This window comes from Synechococcus sp. PCC 7335, assembly GCF_000155595.1.
In the GTDB taxonomy this organism is placed as follows: domain Bacteria; phylum Cyanobacteriota; class Cyanobacteriia; order Phormidesmidales; family Phormidesmidaceae; genus Phormidesmis.
Map to the genome: position 1 here is coordinate 2,131,064 of NZ_DS989904.1, position 20,979 is coordinate 2,152,042.

Consider the following 20,979-nt stretch of genomic DNA (forward strand, 5'->3'; position numbering starts at 1 on the left):
CTGCCACGCGAGTAGTGCTTAGCCTTGCATTCGTGGTGGAGGCATCCGGTAAATTACTGTGTCTTCATATTGCCGAGCAAAGCCATACATAGATTTCAACGATGCTAGTACCATTGACTCGTGGCATGTCATAACCTATGTGTGCGAGGTTACGTGTTAATTTCTATCAAGTTACGGCGTATACATTTGATTCAGGTGCATAAACAGGAATTGGACAAGAAAGTATGAAAATCGCTTTAGTACATGATTATCTTAATCAGCGAGGAGGGGCAGAAAGGGTCTTTGAAATGTTCTGCAATCATTTCCCTGATGCTGATGTTTACACCTCTGTGTATGATCCTAAAAGTACTATTGAGCTGCGAAATCGCCTAGTCAAAACAACTTTCTTACAGAACGTTCCAGGTGCAAAGCGCTATTTTCGTCTGTTTGCTCCACTGTATTTCCCGGCCTTTCGAGCGCTCGATCTTGAGGCTTATGATCTCATTATCAGTAGCTCCTCTAGCTTTGCCAAAGCTGTCAAGAAGCGCCCTGATGCCCGCCACATTTGTTTTTGTCATAACGTCTCTAGGTTCCTTTGGGATACCAAGACATATTTAGGTGGGTATCAGGAGTTTGAAGCGTTTGAACCCTTCTTGAAGCTTGTTTTTAGCTACATGAAAAGGCAAGATATCACCTATGCCGGAGAGCCAGATATCTATGTTGCAAATTCGACGACAGTCGCAAAACGCATTCGTAGCATATATAGAAAGAAGGTGCTGACAATCAACTATCCAATTAACGACGACTGCTTTACGTTTAGTGATCAAAAAGAGGACTTCTATCTTGTTTCTTCGAGATTGCTAAGCTACAAGCGTGTAGACGTTATTGTAGAAGCTTTTAATCAGCTAGGCTGGCCTTTACGAATTATTGGTATCGGTCCGGAGCAGCAAAGATTAGAAGCTAAGGCTGCAAGTAACATACAGTTTCTAGGTCATGTCAGCGATGATACCCGAAGGCAGCTGTTTTCAACGGCTAAATCGGTCATTGTTGCAGCCTTAGAAGACTATGGTTTAGTTCCTGTCGAAGCGAACTTCAGTGGGACTCCTGTTATCGCTTTTGGCGCAGGTGGCGCTTTAGACACTCAGGTATCGGGTAAAACGGGTATCCTTTTTCAAGAGCAAACTGCGGCATCTTTATGTTCAGCGTTGATAGAAGCTCAGTCTGTGAAATGGGACTACGCTGCTATTCAACGTCATGCTAAAGAAAAATTCACGCGAGAAGCTTTTTTTAGAAAAGTAGATCGAATGATCACCAACTTGGACACGTTTCTAGCAGAAGCAGAAACAGGGCAGATCAATACGTCTGCGGAGTCTTATGCATCGATGGGCTATTAGTCAGGCATTTTATCAATGGACCAGAAGTTAGGCATCTTGCAGATGGAAGTGGGTCAGGTTTATCAAAGGGGAAATATGGTTCAGCCTGTAGAGCAGGAGTTCGGATACGTCCAGCTTCTTAATGTCTTATTACGAAGAGGCTGGTGGGTAGTTGGTACGATTAGTCTTGCTTTGGTCACGGCTCTTCTATTCACACTTACTCGAGATCCAATCTACCAAAGCTCAATGCAGATGATCATCGAGCCTAATTTTGAAGAGGAGCTAGATCCAGCAGAGTTAGATAGAACCCCCTCACAACGTCAAAGGGAAGAAAACCTCGCTACTCAGCTCAATCTAATGCGTAGTCGGGAGCTGCTCCAAAGGGCAGTCGACTCACTACAAGATGCTTATCCTGAACTGACGGCTCAAACAGTAAGAAGTTCTCTAAGCTTGTCGCGCGTTCAAGAAGGGGGCGATGAAACACGTATTGTCGGTATTGTTTATACCGATACTGATCCCGTTAGAGCCGAGCGTATTCTAGAAGCTCTCCAGGCTGTCTACTTAAGCTATGCGCTTGAGCGTCAAGAGCAGCGTCTCAATCAAGGATTAGGTGCTATTGATAATCAGTTTGACGAGGCTAGGCGGAGTCTATCTTCGTCACAGTCGAGACTTAAAGAATTTCGACAAAATCAAGACATCATCGATCCAGAGCGGCAGGCAACAGTAGTTACTGACTCCCTCAATAGGATCCTATCTGAGCAGCGCTCTTTAGAAACCGAATATCAAGAAGCTCTCGCTAGGTATAACACCTTACGTGAACAGATTTCGCTGTCAGAGGATAGCGCGATCGCAGCAGCAAGACTCAGTCAGTCTGCTCGATTTCAATCATTACTGAATGCACTGCAGGAAACAGAACTGGCGCTAGCAGAGCGCCGGGTTATTTATTCAGATGCCGATCCAGGTGTACAAGGTCTAGTCGCCCAGCGCCAAAACCAGCTAGAGCTTCTAAGACAAGAAGCACAGAGGGTTCTTGGCAGCGATGCTGCTGGAATTACCTCAGCTGAAAGCCTTCAGGACTTTGGGCAACTCAGTGCCTTGGACTTGAACCTAGTTCAAAATCTCGCTGAAGTAGAAAGTACGCTTGAAGGTTTAACCGCTCGCCGACAGAGCTTAGTGCAAGCGGAGCAGGAAGCTAGAGCAGAACTAGACCAATTCCCGGAGCTAATTGATAGCTACAACCGCCTAGAGCCCGAGGTTCAGACTCAGCAAACTGTCTTAGAACAGCTGCTAAGACAGCGAGAATTACTCAGTTCACAGTTGGCAAGAGGTGGGTTTAACTGGCAGGTTGTAGCTAACCCCTCTTTAGGCGTGAAGATAGGGCCAGACCATCGGAAGAATATGCTGTTAGGCGCTGTAGCTGGATTGGTCTTAGGAGGAACAGTCGCCTTTATTCGCGAAGCCCTAGACGATGTGATTCGAACTCCAAAAGATATACAGCGATTAGCTCCGGTTCCGTTGCTGGGCGTTCTATCTGACAAAAAGCCATCAGACGCTGTGAGAACACCACACTCGGTTCCGGTTTATCAACACAACGGTGAACGCTTAGAAGCTGGTTACTGGCTTTCTCTACGAGATTCTCTAGATCTCATCTACAAGAGTGTCCAACTCTATCAAACCGACGTTGCAAAGTCCTTGGCTATTACTTCGACACGCTCTGCTGAGAGTTCGTCCACACTAGCAGTAGGCTTGGCATTAAGCGCGGCTCGTATTGGTCAGCGCGTGATTATTGTGGATGCAAACTTACGCTCTTCTACGCTTCAAGAAAGATTCAACTTCCCGGAGGGACGAGGGCTTAACGCACTATTAGATCAGCCCGCTACCAGGCTAATTCCTGTTTCCACTACGTTACTTGGAACTTCAATCGATGTATTACCAGCAACGCTTGAAGCGCATGATTCTATAAAGATATTGTCTTCGCCGCGCTTCCGCGTCCTGATTGAAGCTTTGGAAAACCGGTACGACCTGGTTATTCTTGACTCTCCACCTGTTTTAGGATCTGCAGATGTTTTAGAGATTGCGGCCTGCTGTGGTGATCTGGTATTGGTAGCTCCATTAAACCAAACCACTGAAGAGGAACTGCAAGCCTCACTGGCCGCGTTGAGTCAACTAAACAACCTAGCGGGAATAGTAGCTAGTGATGTGCCTTACCCAGCTGCAAACAGTGTTAACACTGATACTACCTATCCGGGCAAGCTAAACTCGCAAGCGACCGAGCTATCACTCAGCTAGATAACCGTCGGTCAGTGCTACTTTTCAGATTCCTATTCCTATGAGATTCAGTGGGTTTAAGACTAAATTAACTGAGGATAAACGTAGAAGGCTAGTTCAGCCAACATACTTCTCCAAAAACCTATGAAAAATCAAGTAAGAAAGAAAAAGATTCCTTTGTTTCTACGACAGCTGATTAAAGCAACTGGTTTTTGGAAAAGCAACGCTCTGATCCTGCGTGAATTCAAGTATTTTCCTAAAATAATCTTTCTAGCAGTATTATTTACCCTGCTTGCAGCTGTTTTTGAAGGCGCTGGAATTGGTGCTATTCTCACCATTTTGACTAGCCTAATCGATGCCGACGCCCCTCCTTTGAGAACGGGAGTTAAGTGGTTTGACATTTGGGTATTAGCAGCAAATTCATCGGCTCAGACTCGACTATTTAGGGTCTCGGCACTGCTGATTTTGATGACGGCTATCAGGGCTGTCTTTACTTACTTTGCCTTTGTGTATGTTGGTATTGGTAAGCTAAAGCTAGGCTACCAGCTGCGCCTGCGAATTTTCGAACAGCTTCAGCGACTGCCTCTAGGCTACTTCTCAAAGGTTCGTTCGGGCGGATTGCTCAATAGCATGACGAACGAGATCCAGCAGATCATGCAGGCGTTCAACTTGTTCAACGTAATGTTGATTCAGGGTTCTCTTCTACTGGTTTACCTCTGTTCAATGTTTCTGATGTCTTGGCAACTATCTCTCCTCTCGATAGTGCTGTTTGGACTGCTATCTTATGGAGTCGCCTACCTGCTAAGAAATGTAAGACAGGCAAGTTCAGAGCGTTCTACAGCGAGTAGTCGATATGTTTCTATCTCCTTGGAGTTCATCAACGGTGTTCGAACAGTTCATGCATTCGCTGCTCATCGATTTGAACGAAAGAGATTCGACAAAAGCAATCAGGACCTGTTTGAGGCTTCAACTAAGACAGTCTCTTTGATGTCTTTAGCGGGTCCTCTAGTTGAGGGAGTTGCTAGTACAGTCATTATCGTAATGATAGTCTTAGCGGTGCTAGTACTGGTACCAGCTGGTCAGTTACAGCTAGCCTCTTTGTTAACGTTCCTGTTTGTTCTCTTTCGTGTGATGCCTCTAGTAAAAATTCTGAATGCTTCAGCTGCGGGCATCCGAAACTTCCATGGGTCATTCGAAAAGATATCTCAGGTTTTGAGGGTAGACGATAAACCTTATATACAAAACGGCTATCTGGAGTTTCCGGGGCTTGAGCAAGCTATTGTGTTCAACTCGGTTGACTTTGGCTACGAACCCTCCTCACTGGTGCTACGCAACATCAACTTGACAATAGAGAAAGGTAAAACAACCGCGTTAGTTGGCTCTTCTGGAGCAGGCAAGTCTACGCTAGCAGATTTGATTCCTCGATTTTATGATCCAACTAATGGCCAAGTATTAATTGATGGAACTGATTTACGCAAGTTTAATATCAATTCCTACCGTCGAAAACTTTCAGTAGTTAGTCAAGATACGTTCATCTTTAATGATACAATTCGAAACAATATTGCCTATGCGTTGGATGATGTTAAGGAGGAAGATCTCCTGCAAGCAACAAGGCTTTCAAATTCTTTAGAATTCATTCAAAAGCTACCTGAAGGCTTTAATACGGTACTTGGAGATAGAGGAGTAAGGCTCTCAGGGGGGCAGCGTCAAAGGATTGCGATCGCGCGATCACTTTTGCGGCATCCAGAAATTCTTATCTTAGATGAAGCCACTAGCGCCCTAGATTCTGTCTCAGAACAACTCATTCAAGACTCTATTGAAAAGCTTTCTGTCGGCAGGACCGTGGTAGTTATAGCGCACCGGCTATCCACTATTGTTAAGGCCGATAAAGTTGTTGTTCTAGAAAAAGGCAAAATTGTTGAACAGGGCACTTACCAAGAACTCCTTAATCGGAAAGGTCAGCTTTGGGAGTATCACAACATGCAATTTGGATCTAATACTCCAACGGAGAGAGCACTGAAGGGTCTAGAACTTTAGTAAACATACCTAGCGAAAGCTGATAGTCAAATCACAGGTTCAAACAACCTTGATAGCTAGCTGTTAAAGCCAATCAAGCCATACACAAGCCTCGGTTAAATCCTGTCCATCTATTCGTACGAACTATGTGCGCAACCAAAGAAAAGACAAAACAGAGCGATCGCTCGATTAGCTTGTGTATTTGCACAATGAACAGACCAGAAGATCTTGAAAAATGTCTAGAAAGTGTCTTTCAAAGCAAAATCAAGCCAGATGAGGTAATTGTCAGCGACGATAGCCCCAATCCAGAACCTACCCTAGCAGTCATCGCCAAATATCCTGCTGTGATTTACCAAACTGGCCCTAGGTTGGGTTTAGGGCCGAATCGCAATGCTTGTATTCGACGAGCGCAGAGTACCCATCTCATGTTTATCGACGACGATGTGTGCGTACCACCAGATTGCTTTGAGATTGCGTACGAGCTCATTGCACAAACGCCAGAGGCAGTCATTACTGGCTATGAAATGAAGCATAGAAGCTGGGAAGGAGAAGGCACCGTCAAGAAGATTCTGCCGCATAATGCAGATTTCTGGGGAACGATGAAAATCCCTGTGAGTGATTCAGACTGTTGTTCAGTGGTGATGAACTCGACTATTTTCCCAACTAGTTTGTTTAAAGAAGCGTTGTTTGACGAGTGCCTACGCTATGGTTATGAAGAGCTAGATATTGCTCGTCATGCAGTTGCACTTGGTTACGAGATTGTCCATAGGGATAATCTGTGGGTTAACCACTATCAGTCTTTAGTTGATAGAGCTAGCAATTGGGATCGAGTGCTCGCATCCCAACTATATACAACCGCAAAAGCCTACTTTTTCTACGAAAAGTCAATTCCCAAAGCGCTGACCTATACATTGGTTGCCCCTTTGAAAATGACGGCTGGCTTAATTAAGCAGAAGGACCCAAAGGCTATACACAAGGGTATTAAAGCGACTATCTCAGCCTATCAGCACTTTTTTAGCCGTAAGGAAAAAGGTTTTGTTAGCAAGCGTAAAGATTACCCAATGGCCAAGGCCTCTCGATGACTGCTTTATAAAGAATAAACTTGGTTCGACGATGACTTATGGTACAACCTAACTTTCTGATTATAGGAGCTGCCAAAGCGGGTACAAGTTCTCTATATCATTACCTAAATGAGCATCCTCAAATTTATATGAGCCCGGTCAAAGAACCTAGATTCTTTGCACCAGAGCTCTACACAGACTATCTGAAAGACCCCTATAGGAGCGGAGCGAAAGAGCATCGAAGCACTCCTATGAGTCTAGAAGAGTATCTTGCCCTATTTGAAGGTGTATCAAACGAAGTTGCTATTGGAGAAGCATCAACAGAGTATTTGTATGTACCTAAGACACCTAAGCGGATTAAAGAACAACTTCCAGATGTCAAACTGATCTCAGTCTTGCGAGATCCAGCTGAGAGAGCCTACTCAGCATTTTGCTATCAGGTCCGTGATGGCTGCGAGCACCTAAGTTTTGAGGAAGCACTTACCCAAGAAGAGAGTCGTAGGCTCGAAAAAAAACGTTGGCCCGGTTGGCACTACCAGCGAGTTGGATTTTACTACGAACAGGTAAAACGCTACTTCGATCTCTTCGATAGAGAGCAGATGAAGATATACCTTTACAAAGACCTGCAAGCTGACAGTAAAGCTGTTGTTCAAGATGCCTGTCGCTTTTTAGGAGTTGAGGATACTTTTACGCCTGATTTGACTCGCCGTAATGTTTCAGCAATTCCTAAGAATATGGCACTACAAAACTTACTAATCAAAGACAATCCGCTAAAGACGGTTGTAAAGCCACTTATTCCTAGTAGCTTACGTAAGTCAATTAGAAGCCAGAACCTGAAGAAGAAACCAGCTTTGTCCTCAGAGATTCGGCAAAAGCTGGTTGCCAACTACCGAGAAGATATTCTAAAGCTACAAGATCTTATTCAAAAAGACCTTTCTCATTGGCTATCTTGACTACGCTGACTAATTATTGAACCGAATAGATATCACCGCCAACTATATGCCTTTCTAGCTTGTCCAAAGAGAGTAAGGTTGTGTCATTTAGTCTTAGTATCATGCAAAGTAAAGAGAGTATCCATACGCAGGTTGACTCAAATCAAGCTGGTTCAAAAGCGTTTGAATATCCCATACCACTCGAGTACAACGTTATCTTTGGATGTCCTCGTTCAGGAACAACTTTCCTGTTTGAAGCGCTAAATGCCCTACCCAATTCTGAATGTTCTTCTGGGCATCTATTCCCGCTAGCGCTAGCACACTTAGTTAATCAAAACCTATCGCCTGAGATCTACCAGTGTATTGCAAATAGCTTTGAATTTTCTATTCAAGATTACCTTGAAGCTGTTTATGGCAATCGTGTGACCTCTATACATAAATGGCTACTGAAGTCGATGAGTACGCAAGAGCTACTCCAGTCGCTCAAAGCCCAAAGAACTATTGAACGGTTCGTGTACAAAGAGCCGTTTCTAGCATTCTCTCCAGAGCTTGTATACAACGCCTTGCCAGAGTGTCGAATCATTCATATCTATCGAGATGGCCGGGACTGTGCTGACTCGCTAGCACGTAAGTACAAAGTGCTGACAGATGAAAAGCTAATGACGTTTAAAACGGCGGAGATGCCATTAGGTCGACAATACGACCATCGATATGTTCCGTGGTGGGTTGAAGTAGGTAAGGAAGAAGCGTTCATGAGCTACACCCCTTACATACGATCGATTTGGATGTGGAAGGAGATGGTCCGCCGCTGTCACGAGTTTATATCGCGTCCAGATGTTGTAGCTAGCGGACGAATCATGACTGTTAAGTATGAGGATCTCGTGCGATCGCCTTTGGAACACGGTGAGCAGATAGTCAATCACTTTAGATGTGATATGACAGATCAGCTGCGAGCGAAGTTTAAGACAGCCAGGCAAAGTTCGGTTAATATTCACAAACGTCGAGATCCCGAAGAACTGAAGCTAGCTGAGGAAGTCGCCTACGAAGAACTCACACAATATGGCTATCTCTAGCAGGCTACTAAAAGGTCACTACTCAGTTGATAAGGGGCATTCTAAGGTCTTGAACAATGATTAAGTCTCTTAAAAAGCATTCGATTTTAAAAGGGGTTGTTCTGACGCTCATAGCGTTTGCGATCGCCTTGATGGCTCACGCTATTTATAGTCAACAGGGCGCTGAAAGACTTGCTTTATCAACTCGAGGTCAGCAGTGGTTTGAGTCTCAAGAGCTGCTATCTGATGTGCCTGCGCTATTTGATATTGGTGTTACAGATATCAACCAAGATGGTGATCTAGATGTATACACTTCTAATCACAGTGAGAAGCAATTTCTACTATTTGGACAGACCGATGGTACGTTTGATGAACGTCCTATTTCCTCGCTGTCGTTAAACCAAGACCCAGACTTTCCTGGACTAGAGCCTGCAGCTGCGCCAGTAATGGATGAACCCGGGGTCTATATTTACTGGGACAGGCGACGGATTGTAATCGAGTGCAAAGATCTAGCGTCTTTACTAGGCCCATCAGCTGGGAGTGAAAATTTTGGTTCTGGCACCATTCAAGTATCTTCGCCGATGAATGTCATCGACAGCAACGGCTTTGACATTGACATTCAAGAAGAAGAACTCGCTTCGGGAGCCATTATCTCTACCACTCAATTTAGTATTGATACCGAAGAGGCTAAGACTGTTTTAGGCTCATACAACCAAAGTCTACCCGTCTCTCTTGAGCTAAACACCGAACTTAGTCTCAACCAGATATACGTGGGCGTTGACAAGGTTAATCCTGCTGCCTACGACTTTACTATGTACCTACGAGATCGTCATGGAATGGCATGGGCTGACTACGACGGACAGGGGTTTCTAGATGTCTTTATTGTTCGTGGTGGGCTAAGGGCCAGAATGGAAACGCTGCCTGAGCGATATACAGATGAATTACTAGTAGACTCAAGGGTAGCCAATTCAGAAGAAACTACATACACCAATATCGTCGATGATGTCGGTATTGAAAAAAAGGCCTGCCCTGCCTTGCAGACAGCCTGGGTAGATTTTAATGCGGATGGACTATTAGATATCTATACTGTCTGTTTCACCCCACCGACTGCAACACGTTCTTATGCTAATCAGCTCTACCAGCAGCTTCCCCATGGACGCTTTAGAGATGTAGCATCGGATGTTGGTTTAGATATCACCGATGACGGCTCGTTTGTATGGCTAGATGCAAATCGAGATCGAGCAGTTGACCTGATATGGGTGGGCGAAGAGGCTTTCTGGCTATATCTCAATCAAGATGGGAAATTTGAACCGCGAAGAATTGGTGACAATCCAGGGACAGTAGTTGAGACCTTTAGTGACAGTAGTAAGTTAACAGTCGCAGACTACGATAACGACGGTGATCTAGACGTGTTCTTCGCCTCTCCAGGGGGAAATGCACTACTGTCGAACGATCAAGGAAACTACGTTGTGTTGGATTTGGAATCTTTACAGCTTCCTACTCGATCCTACACTGCTAATTGGGTCGACTATGACAACGACGGGCGAGCTGATTTGCACGTAGCGCCTGACGGTCTGTATCGGCAAACGACCGCTAAAACGTTTGAACCGGTTCAGCTGCTAGGGGAAGAAGCAACTTTGCTCCAAAAAGCTTTCGCCACTTGGTTTGATGCAAACAACGATGGCCGATTAGATCTACTATGGGCCTCATCCTACCGACCATCCAAGCTGCAATCACTTTATCAACGGATAAGTCAGAAGATACTTGGAGGCGAGTTCACAACTGAAAGCTCGGCTGTGACACTGTATTCAGGCGTCGGAGGAACAAGTGCAGATACTCAAAACCATTGGTTGCAGCTTGATTTGACAGGATCAGCTAAAAACAGACAGGCAATTGGGGCGCTCGTTGAATTGATCACTGCTGAAGGTACTCAGCTTCAAACTGTCGGACAATTTGAAGGATCTCAGTTTTCGCAGGGACACTATCGCTTGTACTTCGGAGTAGGCAAGCAGCAGTCTATTGATCTAGTGCGAGTGTATTGGCCAGATGGATCATCCCAAGAAGTTCAAGATGTCGATGCCGACCAGCGACTGACTATTAGTCAAGCTAACGAACTCTAATCACAACAAAGCCTCTAAAACACCCTCTCTAGCATCGTTTTGCGCTAGAGCTACTTTGTCATCTCCATTTATCTCACTTTTACATAGCTGCGTTGGTCTTTGTAGGCTCCGTGAACTATATCGGTAAGTTCCCCGTTCAATAGAAGTGGAGTGATATGTTGCTTAATGATCGAACACTGAGTTCTTTGGAATCAATCCTTCTATAGCAGTTGGCACTCTTACCGGATAGTAATAGTAGTTACTAGGGAAGTGCTGCAACGCTCCAGTCGGGCTGTTTTAGGGTTCTCCGTCAGCTATTAGTTTCTTAAAATCAGACATAGATAAGATATGTGCAATTACTGCGATGCCTACTCAGCTCTTGTTAGCGCAGACCCCTCCCAAACAAGCCTACAAACTGAGGCTGCCCAGCTACTACAGCCGGCTTTGGAGATGATGCTCGGCGCCGACAGTCAGGCGATCGCACCCGCCGCTGAGACGGCACAAGCAAACGAAGCAGCACTCACCCAAACGCTGTCGCTCGTCGTCGAGGAACTGCAGACCCGGCTTACTAGTTTTGCCAATAGCGAAGTCGAGACGCTAGAGAACATGAGACTCGCCTTCGGGGATAGCTTCAGCGCTGAAGCCGCAACCACTCTATTGGAAGCATGGCAAGCGGGAGACTTCGAGGTACTACCTACCATCGAGTTCCTTTCCGCCGCCGAGCTCGGCAGTGCGAACGGTGCCTACGCAGCACAAACAGAGACCATCTATCTATCGGCCGAAGCGTTCGAGCTCTACCAGAACGATATTGCTAGGCTGAGCGCTATCGTCGCCGAAGAACTAGGCCACCATATCGATACGGTTTTGAACGGCGCCGTCGATAGTCAGGGGGACGAAGGGGCAATCTTCTCCGCGCTAGTTCAGGGGGAAGCGCTATCGGCAGAGCAGTTGCAGAGTCTGCAGCAAGAGGATGACCAGGTCACTATCGTCATAAGTGATGGAGGTAGTGATGAAAGTAGTGATGCTCAAGGGACTCGCACTATCGAGGTTGAGCAAAACCAGACGAGTCAGATTAGCTTCGAGGATGTGACCGAAAGCGCCGGCGACTTCATCTCCGGCCGTAGCTATGGTGCGGGCGCTTGGGGCGACTTCAACGGCGACGGCCTACCTGACCTATGGGTGAACAACCACTTCGGTAGTGGCCGCAACCTGTTCGTCAACAATGGCGATGGGACGTTTACCGACATCGTCAACCAAGTCGAAGCTGGCAACTCTGATGTCTTTCTCGAGAGCGAAATTCGCGGTGACTTCCATGGCGTTGCCTGGGCTGACTTCGACAACGATGGCGACCAGGACTTACTGCAGCTGGTTGGTGGCGAAGGTAACACTAGCACACTTGGCCAAGAGAACACGGGTGATCGCAGCGAACCCAACCGTTTGTACGTCAACGAGAACGGCGTGCTACGAGACCGAGCACCTGAGTTAGGACTGTCTTATAACAGCGCCAAAGCCCAGACCCCTACCTGGCTAGACTACGACAACGACGGCAGACTCGACCTGTTCCACGGCTCTACCCAACGCGCCGATGGCCTCAACCCCACAACTGTCTTTCGTCAGAACGCCAACGGCCGCTTCGACGATGTTGGTGATACGGTTCTGCCCACCGAACTGGTCAACAAGACCGTTCGCTTCGGTGGTTTGGGCTACCTATCGGACCAGGACCTCTACGACCTAGTCCTACCGGGTGCGATCGCCGACCTGTTCGATGTCACGACGACACCGTTCACGAACATCGTCGATGAGACTATCGGCGGTTCAAAGCGGCTCAAAGGTGCTAGGGATTTCGCCTTCGCCGACTTCAACAACGATGGACTGATAGATGCCTACCTAGCGAGAGCGCAGGCAGACCGATTGTTCTACAACACCGCTGACGGTGGTTTAGTTGGCGTTAGCGATAGTGCCGGCATCGATGCAGTCGATACCAGCAAAGCGGCGGGTGTAGTCGCTGCTGACTTCGACAACGATATGGATGTCGATATCTACGTAGTACGAGAAAGTGCGAACGGTAGTAACCTCCCGAACATCCTGTTCGACAACCAGGGCGATGGTACGTTTGTTGCTGTTGCCAACCAGGGCGGTGCGGTATCGGCAACGACAGGAGTCGGTGACAACGCGACGGTAGCGGACTACGACGGCGATGGCTTCATGGACCTGTTCGTGACCAACGGTGCGAAGACGGCGCTTCGCGGACCGCAGCAGCTGTTCCGCAACCGGGGGAACGAGAACAACTGGCTACAGATAGACCTGGCTGGGGCAGTGAGTCTGACCGATAGTGAGGGGAACGTTCGGGTCGGGACGAACCGGGATGGGATTGGTGCGCAGGTGTATGTAACGGCGGGGGGAGTGACGCAGCGGCGCGACCAGAACGGCGGGGTGCATAAGCATTCGCAAGACTTCCAGCGGCTGCACTTTGGACTAGCGCAGAACGAGCAGGTAGAGCGGATAGAGGTACGCTGGCCGAGCGGTGTGGTGCAGGTACTAGAGAACGTCAACGTCAACCAAGTCATCACGATTACTGAACAAATTACGGGCGGTGGGGGCGGTAGCACTCCAGTTGCTGCTGATGACACCGTCACAACTGTCGAGGACACCGCAGTCATTTTCGGTGAGACAACGCTGCTTAGTAATGACAATCTAGGTGATATTCCGACAACTATCACTGCAGTAGATACTGTTAGCGCTAAGGGGGGTGCTATTACAGGTAATTCAGATAGCACTTACACTTACACACCAGCCACAGATTTTGTTGGAACAGATAGCTTTAGCTACACCATTACTGATGATGATGGGGAAACTAGCAGCGCTACCGTCACGGTCACAGTTACACCACAGCCAAGCAGCGATGGACTGCTTACTGATGGATTGGTCTTGAATTTAAACGCAGATGCAGGGGTATCTGTCGATACTAATGGGGTTGTCAGTGGCTGGGCGGATCAGTCTGAATTTGGAAATGATCTAATCAGCGCTGGAGATCCTAGCCTATTAGTTGATGCGCTCAACGGTCGCAACGTTATCGAATTCGATGGGGTTGGAGATAAACTAAGTCGGACCTTGGAGTTGAACGGTCTACCTGGGGGGAATGCAGAGCGTACGGTATTCCTAGTCGCTAAATATGATGGAACAGGTTATGGCGGTGCTGCCTACGGCGACAGTTCCAAGAACCAGACTTTTGGCGCTGTTGTCGATCCTAACGGAAACCTGATGGCTCAAGGCTGGGGAGGAAGAAATGACTTCAGTAGCGGAGAGCTTGGCACTGGCACAGGATGGCTTTTGCAAGGAATTGTTCATGACGGAACTACAGTCAGCCAGTACCGAGACGGTAACTTAATCGATAGTAGAAACCATACCTACAATACAGATGTTGTTAATGGTGAAGGCTTAGTTATTGGAGCTGAGATCGACAGCACCCCTAATGTCAATATGGATGTTGCCACTCTATTAATATATGACCGGTCGCTTTCTACTAATGAACGACAGCAGGTAGAGACTTACTTACAGGAAAAGTATTTCTCCAACGACCAGAACGATCAAGGTGGTGGTGGATCGGATGGGAATACCGGTAATCCAACTGATGATGCTGATTTACTCTTCAGTCTCAGAAATGGAATTTACTTGGATGGAATTGCCACCCGGTCTGAAGATATCGTTCGGTACGATGGCACCAGCTTTAGTCTTTTCTTCGATGGTTCGGATGTTGGTCTTGGTGGCAAAGGTATGAACGTCGATGCCTTCACGGTTATTAGTGATAGCGAACTCTTAATATCCTTTGATAAGGCCATGACCCTAGAGGGGGCCGGAGAGATAGATGATTCCGACGTAGTCAAATTCACTGCGACTTCACTAGGTGAAGTGACAGCTGGAACCTTTGAGCTATATCTAGATGGAAGCGATGTCGGCCTTACAAAGGGGGAAGAAGATATCGATGGCTTAACTGGGCTGTCTGATGGTAGTTTGTTGATCTCTACTCAAGGGCCATCTAATGTCCCCGGTGCTAGTGCGAATAACGAAGACCTTCTACTATTTAGACCGACGTCTTTAGGCGAGAACACCAGTGGCAGTTGGTCTGTATACTTTGATGGTAGCGATGTTGGGCTAGGAGACGATAGCCAAGAATTTATAGACGGAATAGCAACGGATGCTGCTGACAAGCTGCTTTTCTCTGCGGCTGGCAATTTCGATGTACCAGGACTGTCAGGAGCTGATGATGATGTATTCGGTTTCACTGCATCCTCAGTTGGATCAACTACTACTGGTAGCTTTGATACGGGGTTACTCTTCGACGGATCTAGTTTTGGACTAGATAAGGTGAACATTGATGCCATTTCTCTAACGGCACCAGCCTCGTAGGCTCCTAGCCCAGAGAACCTATGCTAGACGTATTGATCGGACAGCCGCTTTTGCTGAATTTTTATTGCCTAGGCTAGTGCCTAGGCTAGTCCTACCATGCATATGCCTAACTTTTTGATAATTGGTGCGGCAAAGGCCGGAACTACTTCGCTCTACTCATACCTAGCTCAGCATCCACAAGTCTATATGAGTGCGCAAAAAGAGCCTCGATTCTTTGCACTAGAAGGTGAAGAGCCTAACTATGGCGGCATCACTCAGGGTATCAACCGAGGTTCTATTAGTACGCTAGAGGACTATCAGAAGCTATTTAAGGGAGTCAGTGACGAAGCGGCTATCGGCGAAGCATCAACCATCTACCTTTACAGCGAAAAAGCAAGTGAACGTATTCAACATCACATTCCTAACGTTAGGCTGATTGCCGTTTTGCGAAATCCGGCTGACCGTGCCTTCTCAAGCTATGTTCATTTGGTCCGTGACGGGTTTGAGACGCTGAGCTTCGCCGAGGGACTTCAAGCAGAACCGCGTCGCCGAGAAGAAAACTGGCAGCCTCTATGGTTCTATCAGCATAGGGGATTTTACTATGAACAGCTAAAGCGGTATTTCGATCGGTTTGATAGTGAGCAGATACAGGTATATCTGTACGAAGATTTGGTAAAAAGTGCTCAGACGGTCGCACAAGATATTTATCGTTTCTTGGGTGTCGATGATAGTTTTGTGCCTGATCTAACGCGCTCCAACGTATCGGGTATTCCAAAACGTCGCTGGCTGCAAAATCTTTTTATGAAGGATAACCCCTTAAAGACAGCAGTTAAGCCGCTGCTGCCCAAACAGATGCGCAAACGCATTTCTCGTGATGTTCATCGTAAAAACACGGGCGATAAGCCGACATTTCCTGTAGAAGTTCGTCAGCAATTGGTAGAGACCTATCGTGAAGACGTTTTGAAGCTTCAAGATCTACTCAATCGCGATCTTTCTATCTGGTTAAAATGACGGGAGCATTGTTCTTATATCTTTAGTGTTTAAAACTTAAATCATGTTGACGGTTACTGCTGTTATCCCTACCTACCGCCGCCCAAAGGATCTAGAGCGTTGCCTTACTGCCTTCAAGCGGCAAAACCATCCCGCTGATGAAGTTATTGTTGTAGCTAGAGATACAGATACTGAAACGTGGACATTTCTAGAATTGTTTGACCCCGAAGCGTTGCCATTAAAAACAGTTAGTGTCTCAATTCCTGGGGTGGTAGCGGCTATGAACGCCGGTCTAGATGCTGCTAGCAGCGATATTGTTGTTTATACTGACGACGATGCTGCACCTCTGCCAGATTGGATTAAACAAATGGAAGCCCACTTTGCATCTGATGAAAAGATTGGGGCGGTAGGTGGACGAGATATCTTGCATGGTATTACCCATATCAAGTTTATCGAAACTGAGACAGTTGGTCAGGTCCAGTGGTGCGGTCGAATTATCGGCAATCATAGCTTCGGGATAGGAGAGGCTAGAGAAGTTGATTTGCTCAAGGGTGTCAACATGGGCTTCCGACGGGTAGCACTAGAAAAGGTTCGTTTTGATGAGCGTATGAGAGGAACTGGAGCACAAGTCTTTTTTGAAGATGCCTGTTGCTTATCACTAAAGCGCCAGGGATGGAAGATCATCTATGATCCTCGAATTTTAGTCGACCACTATCCAGCGCAGCGCCACGACGAAGATCAGCGAAGACAGTTTGCCTCAGCAGCTCACATCAATCAGGTTCACAACGGAACGCTGAACTTGCTAGAACACTTTTCGCCACTGCGAAGAGTTGTTTTTCTTACCTGGGGTGCGCTAATTGGCACTAGAGGGAATCGTGGACTGGTGCAGTGTCTGAGATTTTTGCCTAAAGAAGGGTTACTGTCTATTCGCAAAACTCAAGCTTCCCTGAGAGGTCAGTGGGAAGGTGTGCAAACTTGGCGGAAGGGTTCACGCAAGGCCATAGGATAAGGGGTGTTGACTTGCTTTAGGAGCGTAGAGAGTAGTGGAAGAGCTGTTGATTTCCGGATTGTTAGCGAAACGCTTAGAAAGGATTTATCAATGAGATTTTGTATCGTCTCACAGAATGTTGTAAAAGGTGATGGACAAGGCAGAGCCAACTACGAGATTGTGAAAGAGGCTATCCGCCGGGGTCATCATTTTACGCTGATTGCTAGCAAAGTTGCAGACGATCTACTAGAGAGTGACCAGGTGAGCTGGGTAAATATTTCGGTTAAACATTTGCCATCGATTCTGCTACGAGATCTGGTTTTTTCTTGGCAAAGTACACAATGGCTGAAGCAAAACAGGAAAACATTGGACGCCGTTCAAGTCTATGGTTGCGTAACGGCTTTTCCTGGGGATGTTAATACGGTGCAGTTTCTGCATAACGGCTGGCTGCGATCGCCTGTTCACACCGCTCGTCAGCGTAAGGACATTCTAGGTAAGTATCAATGGCTTTACACCTCTTTGAATGCACATTGGGAGAAGCGCGCTTTGAGCCAAGCTAAAGTGGTGATTGCAGTTTCTAAGCGGGTAGAGCAGGAATTACTAAGTGTCGGAGTAGATGAAGATAGGGTTCGCGTTATCTTCAATGGTGTTGATGTGCAAGAATTTGTTCCCGGTGAGCGGGAGCGGTCTGATTGGGGTTTACCAGAAGGGGTACCGATGGCGCTGTTCGTCGGCGATATTCGATCGAATCGAAAGAACTTAGAAACGGTACTCAACGCGATGGTCACTGTACCTAACTTGCACTTGACAGTCGTGGGATCAACCGAGGGAAGTCCTTATATTGAACGTGCTAAAACCCTTGGGATTGGCGATCGCGTTCACTTCTTAGGCTATCGGCTTGATGTTGCTGAGATTATGAAAGCAGTTGACTTCTTCGTGTTTCCATCTCGGTATGAACCCTTCGGAATGGTTGTGACTGAGGCAATGGCGACGGGTCTACCGGTAATTACTTGTGCGACTACTGGTGCATCTGAGGTGATCACGCCAGCAGCAGGTATTGTATTGCCAGAGTCAGAGGATGTAGAAGCGCTATCGAAGGCACTAGCTACTCTAGCAGACAATCCTGAGCAGCGTCATCAGATGGGTAAAGCGGGCCGAGCAATTGTAGAAGACCATAGTTGGGTGAGTAAAGCGCAAAAGTACATTGATCTATTAGAAGCGCTAGGTAAGTCTGCTCAGCTCGTGCCAGCTTAGTCTTTTTAGACCGGCTTCCCTTTCTAGACCGTTCAATACAGGAATCTAAACAAAAGACTATGGAACAGCCTAAAATCAACTTAATTTATATTGGCAGTATTGGACATAGCGGTTCTACGCTACTAGAGTCCATGCTGGGTGCTCATTCTAAAATGACAACCAGCGGTGAGATCCACATGTGGCCTCATGAAATTTTACAAGGGGGTGTCAAACCTTGTATCTGTGGAGAATCAGTACTGGACTGTCCTGTCTGGAGCGAGATGCGTAGGCGTGTTGATCCGCTGAGTCAGCCTGAGCCGCAAATGCATCTATTCCGAGAACAGTGGGATGCTGGTCATACCGTGCGCCTAGATCGCTTAGGTGACTTTGGGAAGGGGCCACTGTCTCCAGAAATCGCAAAACAGGTTGAAGTCTATGGACAAAACAACTACCGGGTGTTTAGTACTTTTCTAGATATTATGCGAGAAAAGTACAGCCCTGAGCTGAACTGGGTGATTGATGCGTCTAAAGATCCTTATCGATTGCTGTGGTTAGTGCGATCGCAGCGTTTCAACATCAAAGTTCTGCATGTGGTTAAGAAACCGCCATCGTTTGCCTATTCTATGGTGAAGAGACTGCCTAAAGAGTATGCCAACGTTGTCCATAGACGCCTATATGAAACCGCTAGACAATCGTTGAAGTGGTCTATTGAGAATTATCTAATTACAAAAATCGCTCAGAGTCACCTTGATTCAGGTGACTACAAGCTAGTCAACTATGAAGAACTCGCTTCTGATCCAACGGGCACTTTCGAAAAAATCTGTTCGATGATTGGTTGCGAGTTTGAAGCGGAAGCCGTTAATAATTTTCGTCAGGGTAGCCAGCATACTATTGCGGGTAATCCAATGCGCTATGAAGGGAAAGGCATTGTGCTAGATGAAAAGTGGAAAACCAAGCTACCTGGCTATCTGCGGGTAACCTCCGAGGTTTTGACTGCCATGAATCGCTCAGTCTACGGCTACTAGCGGATTGGCATGAACGTGGAATGAGAGAAGCGCATGTGCGCGCAGGAGACTATTGCGTAGTGCTGCTGCCTATTAGCGAAATAAGAGGGAAGGCGTGAATCAAGGACAGCAAGTATCGTCAACAAATTCGTATATCGAGGTGCTCAAGACTGATCCGGATTCAGCATTGGGCTGGCTTGCCATCGGTGTGTTTTCTGCACTAACGCTGCTTGGAATCGCACTTGGACTGGGTCGAATTCTGTCGATAGCATTCTCGGCGGGCGCCTTTGGTGTTGGGTTACTTCTCTATCTACGTTGTCCGATAATGTACGTTAGCTTCACCTGTTGGCTGTGGTTTATCGTGCCGTTCATTCGTCGAGTTTCTGACTTTCGAGGGGGCTATACTGAGCCGAGTCCTTTCCTATTAGCCCCTTTTCTAGTCACTTTCATCAGCAGCTTAGCACTCGGAAAATATTTGCCCAAGATGCTTCGAAGAGGTGGGCTTCCCTTTGCAACTGTCTTCGTTGGATTATTCTATGCGCTACTCATTGGGATGGCGCAGGGCTTTGGGCTGGTTTCTATTGTTACCTCCTTTCTAGGATGGGCTGCACCACCTCTAATGGCATTTCACCTATTTGCTCACTGGCGAGACTATCCTGCCTACCGCAACGTCATTCAGAAAACCTTCGTTTGGGCTGTTCTGCTCATGGGTTGCTATGGAATATATCAGTATTTGATCGCGCCAGAGTGGGATATGTTTTGGCTGACCAAATCTGGATTTACCAGCGCGGGCAGAGCTGCACCTAGAGGATTTAGAGTTTGGAGCACGCTAAACTCTCCTGGTCCTTTCGGTAATATCATGAGAGCCTGTCTGCTAGTCATGTTTAGTGTTCGTAGCAAGCTACTTATTCCTAGCTTGATTTCTGGTTACTTAGCATTTTTGCTGTCGATGGTTCGCTCTGCTTGGGGGGGCTGGCTTGTTGGAGTAATGGTGCTAATGACGTCGTTGAAATCTAAGCATCAAATGCAGCTAATTATCACAATCTTGGTCTTTGGGATTGCTCTCTTTTCGCTAGCAAGTATAGACTCGTTCTCAGCCATTGGGGATCGCCTCGGATCGTTCTCTAACTTGGAAAACGACGGCAGTGCCAATACTCGCCTTGCAACCTTTGGTCTGTTAGTCGGTCCTGCACTAACAAACTTGGTCGGATACGGGATCGGTGATCGCCACTATGAGTGGGGTATATTTACCTTTTTGTTCAATCTAGGTTGGATTGGAACAATCTTCTACGTTGGTGGTCTAATTGTACTTATTGTTAGATTATTCGAGGGACACGATAGCAAGCATGATAAATTCGTAGCTGCAGCAAGGGCAGTTGTAATCAGCACGCTGATTCAGTTGCCGTTTGGAAGTCTGATGATAGATAGCTCTGGCTTTATGCTTTGGTTAATGCTAGGGATGGGGATCGCTGCTAAGAAGTACTATCGCGAACAACGGCTGTACAATCCCCCCCTCACCAACTATTTAAGAGGATAACCGTTCCGCTCGCTTCCAAATTAATCTTACTCAGTTAACTTAATCATCTTTACGGAGGGAT

The 20,979-nt window shown here is 46.8% G+C and carries 13 protein-coding genes; all 13 read left to right on the forward strand.

What is annotated here, in order from left to right; translation table 11 throughout:
• Window positions 1-224 precede the first annotated feature (224 nt).
• The 13 genes from S7335_RS09360 to S7335_RS09420 all read left to right on the forward strand — a co-directional run bounded on the left by S7335_RS09360 (window position 225) and on the right by S7335_RS09420 (window position 20,918).
• The gene (locus S7335_RS09360; protein ID WP_006456028.1) at window positions 225-1,373 is read left to right on the forward strand and encodes a glycosyltransferase; all 1,149 of its coding nucleotides are present in this window, start codon (window positions 225-227) and stop codon (window positions 1,371-1,373) included.
• Window positions 1,374-1,388: 15 nt separating this feature from the next.
• Window positions 1,389-3,641: a polysaccharide biosynthesis tyrosine autokinase gene (locus S7335_RS09365; RefSeq protein ID WP_006457513.1), complete on the forward strand. Its 2,253-nt coding sequence runs from the start codon at window positions 1,389-1,391 to the stop codon at window positions 3,639-3,641.
• Between the two features lie 123 nt (window positions 3,642-3,764).
• The gene (hepA, locus tag S7335_RS09370) at window positions 3,765-5,657 is read left to right on the forward strand and encodes a heterocyst formation ABC transporter subunit HepA (protein ID WP_006454755.1); all 1,893 of its coding nucleotides are present in this window, start codon (window positions 3,765-3,767) and stop codon (window positions 5,655-5,657) included.
• 125 nt (window positions 5,658-5,782) lie between these two features.
• The gene (locus S7335_RS09375) at window positions 5,783-6,718 is read left to right on the forward strand and encodes a glycosyltransferase family 2 protein (RefSeq protein ID WP_006454514.1); all 936 of its coding nucleotides are present in this window, start codon (window positions 5,783-5,785) and stop codon (window positions 6,716-6,718) included.
• Between the two features lie 38 nt (window positions 6,719-6,756).
• Window positions 6,757-7,650 carry a sulfotransferase domain-containing protein gene (locus tag S7335_RS09380; protein ID WP_038015978.1) on the forward strand — a complete coding sequence of 298 codons (894 nt, stop codon included), beginning with the start codon at window positions 6,757-6,759 and terminating at the stop codon, window positions 7,648-7,650.
• A gap of 80 nt (window positions 7,651-7,730) precedes the next feature.
• Window positions 7,731-8,702, forward strand: coding sequence for a sulfotransferase (locus tag S7335_RS09385; RefSeq protein ID WP_006457648.1), 972 nt, complete (start codon window positions 7,731-7,733; stop codon window positions 8,700-8,702).
• A gap of 56 nt (window positions 8,703-8,758) precedes the next feature.
• Window positions 8,759-10,801: a CRTAC1 family protein gene (locus S7335_RS09390; protein WP_006454808.1), complete on the forward strand. Its 2,043-nt coding sequence runs from the start codon at window positions 8,759-8,761 to the stop codon at window positions 10,799-10,801.
• 327 nt (window positions 10,802-11,128) lie between these two features.
• Window positions 11,129-15,187, forward strand: coding sequence for an FG-GAP-like repeat-containing protein (locus tag S7335_RS09395; protein ID WP_006454724.1), 4,059 nt, complete (start codon window positions 11,129-11,131; stop codon window positions 15,185-15,187).
• 96 nt (window positions 15,188-15,283) lie between these two features.
• Window positions 15,284-16,177, forward strand: a complete 894-nt coding sequence (locus S7335_RS09400; RefSeq protein ID WP_006454235.1) for a sulfotransferase — start codon at window positions 15,284-15,286, stop codon at window positions 16,175-16,177.
• A gap of 43 nt (window positions 16,178-16,220) precedes the next feature.
• Complete coding sequence (locus S7335_RS09405) at window positions 16,221-17,165, forward strand: glycosyltransferase family 2 protein (protein WP_006455503.1); 945 nt, start codon at window positions 16,221-16,223, stop codon at window positions 17,163-17,165.
• 90 nt (window positions 17,166-17,255) lie between these two features.
• Window positions 17,256-18,398 (forward strand): glycosyltransferase family 4 protein, encoded by a 1,143-nt coding sequence (locus S7335_RS09410; protein WP_038015981.1) that lies wholly within the window; start codon window positions 17,256-17,258, stop codon window positions 18,396-18,398.
• Window positions 18,399-18,457: 59 nt separating this feature from the next.
• On the forward strand, window positions 18,458-19,402 hold the full coding sequence (locus S7335_RS09415) for a sulfotransferase (RefSeq protein WP_006456020.1): 945 nt from the start codon (window positions 18,458-18,460) through the stop codon (window positions 19,400-19,402).
• A 94-nt stretch (window positions 19,403-19,496) separates the two neighbouring features.
• On the forward strand, window positions 19,497-20,918 hold the full coding sequence (locus S7335_RS09420) for a hypothetical protein (protein WP_006455958.1): 1,422 nt from the start codon (window positions 19,497-19,499) through the stop codon (window positions 20,916-20,918).
• Window positions 20,919-20,979 lie beyond the last annotated feature (61 nt).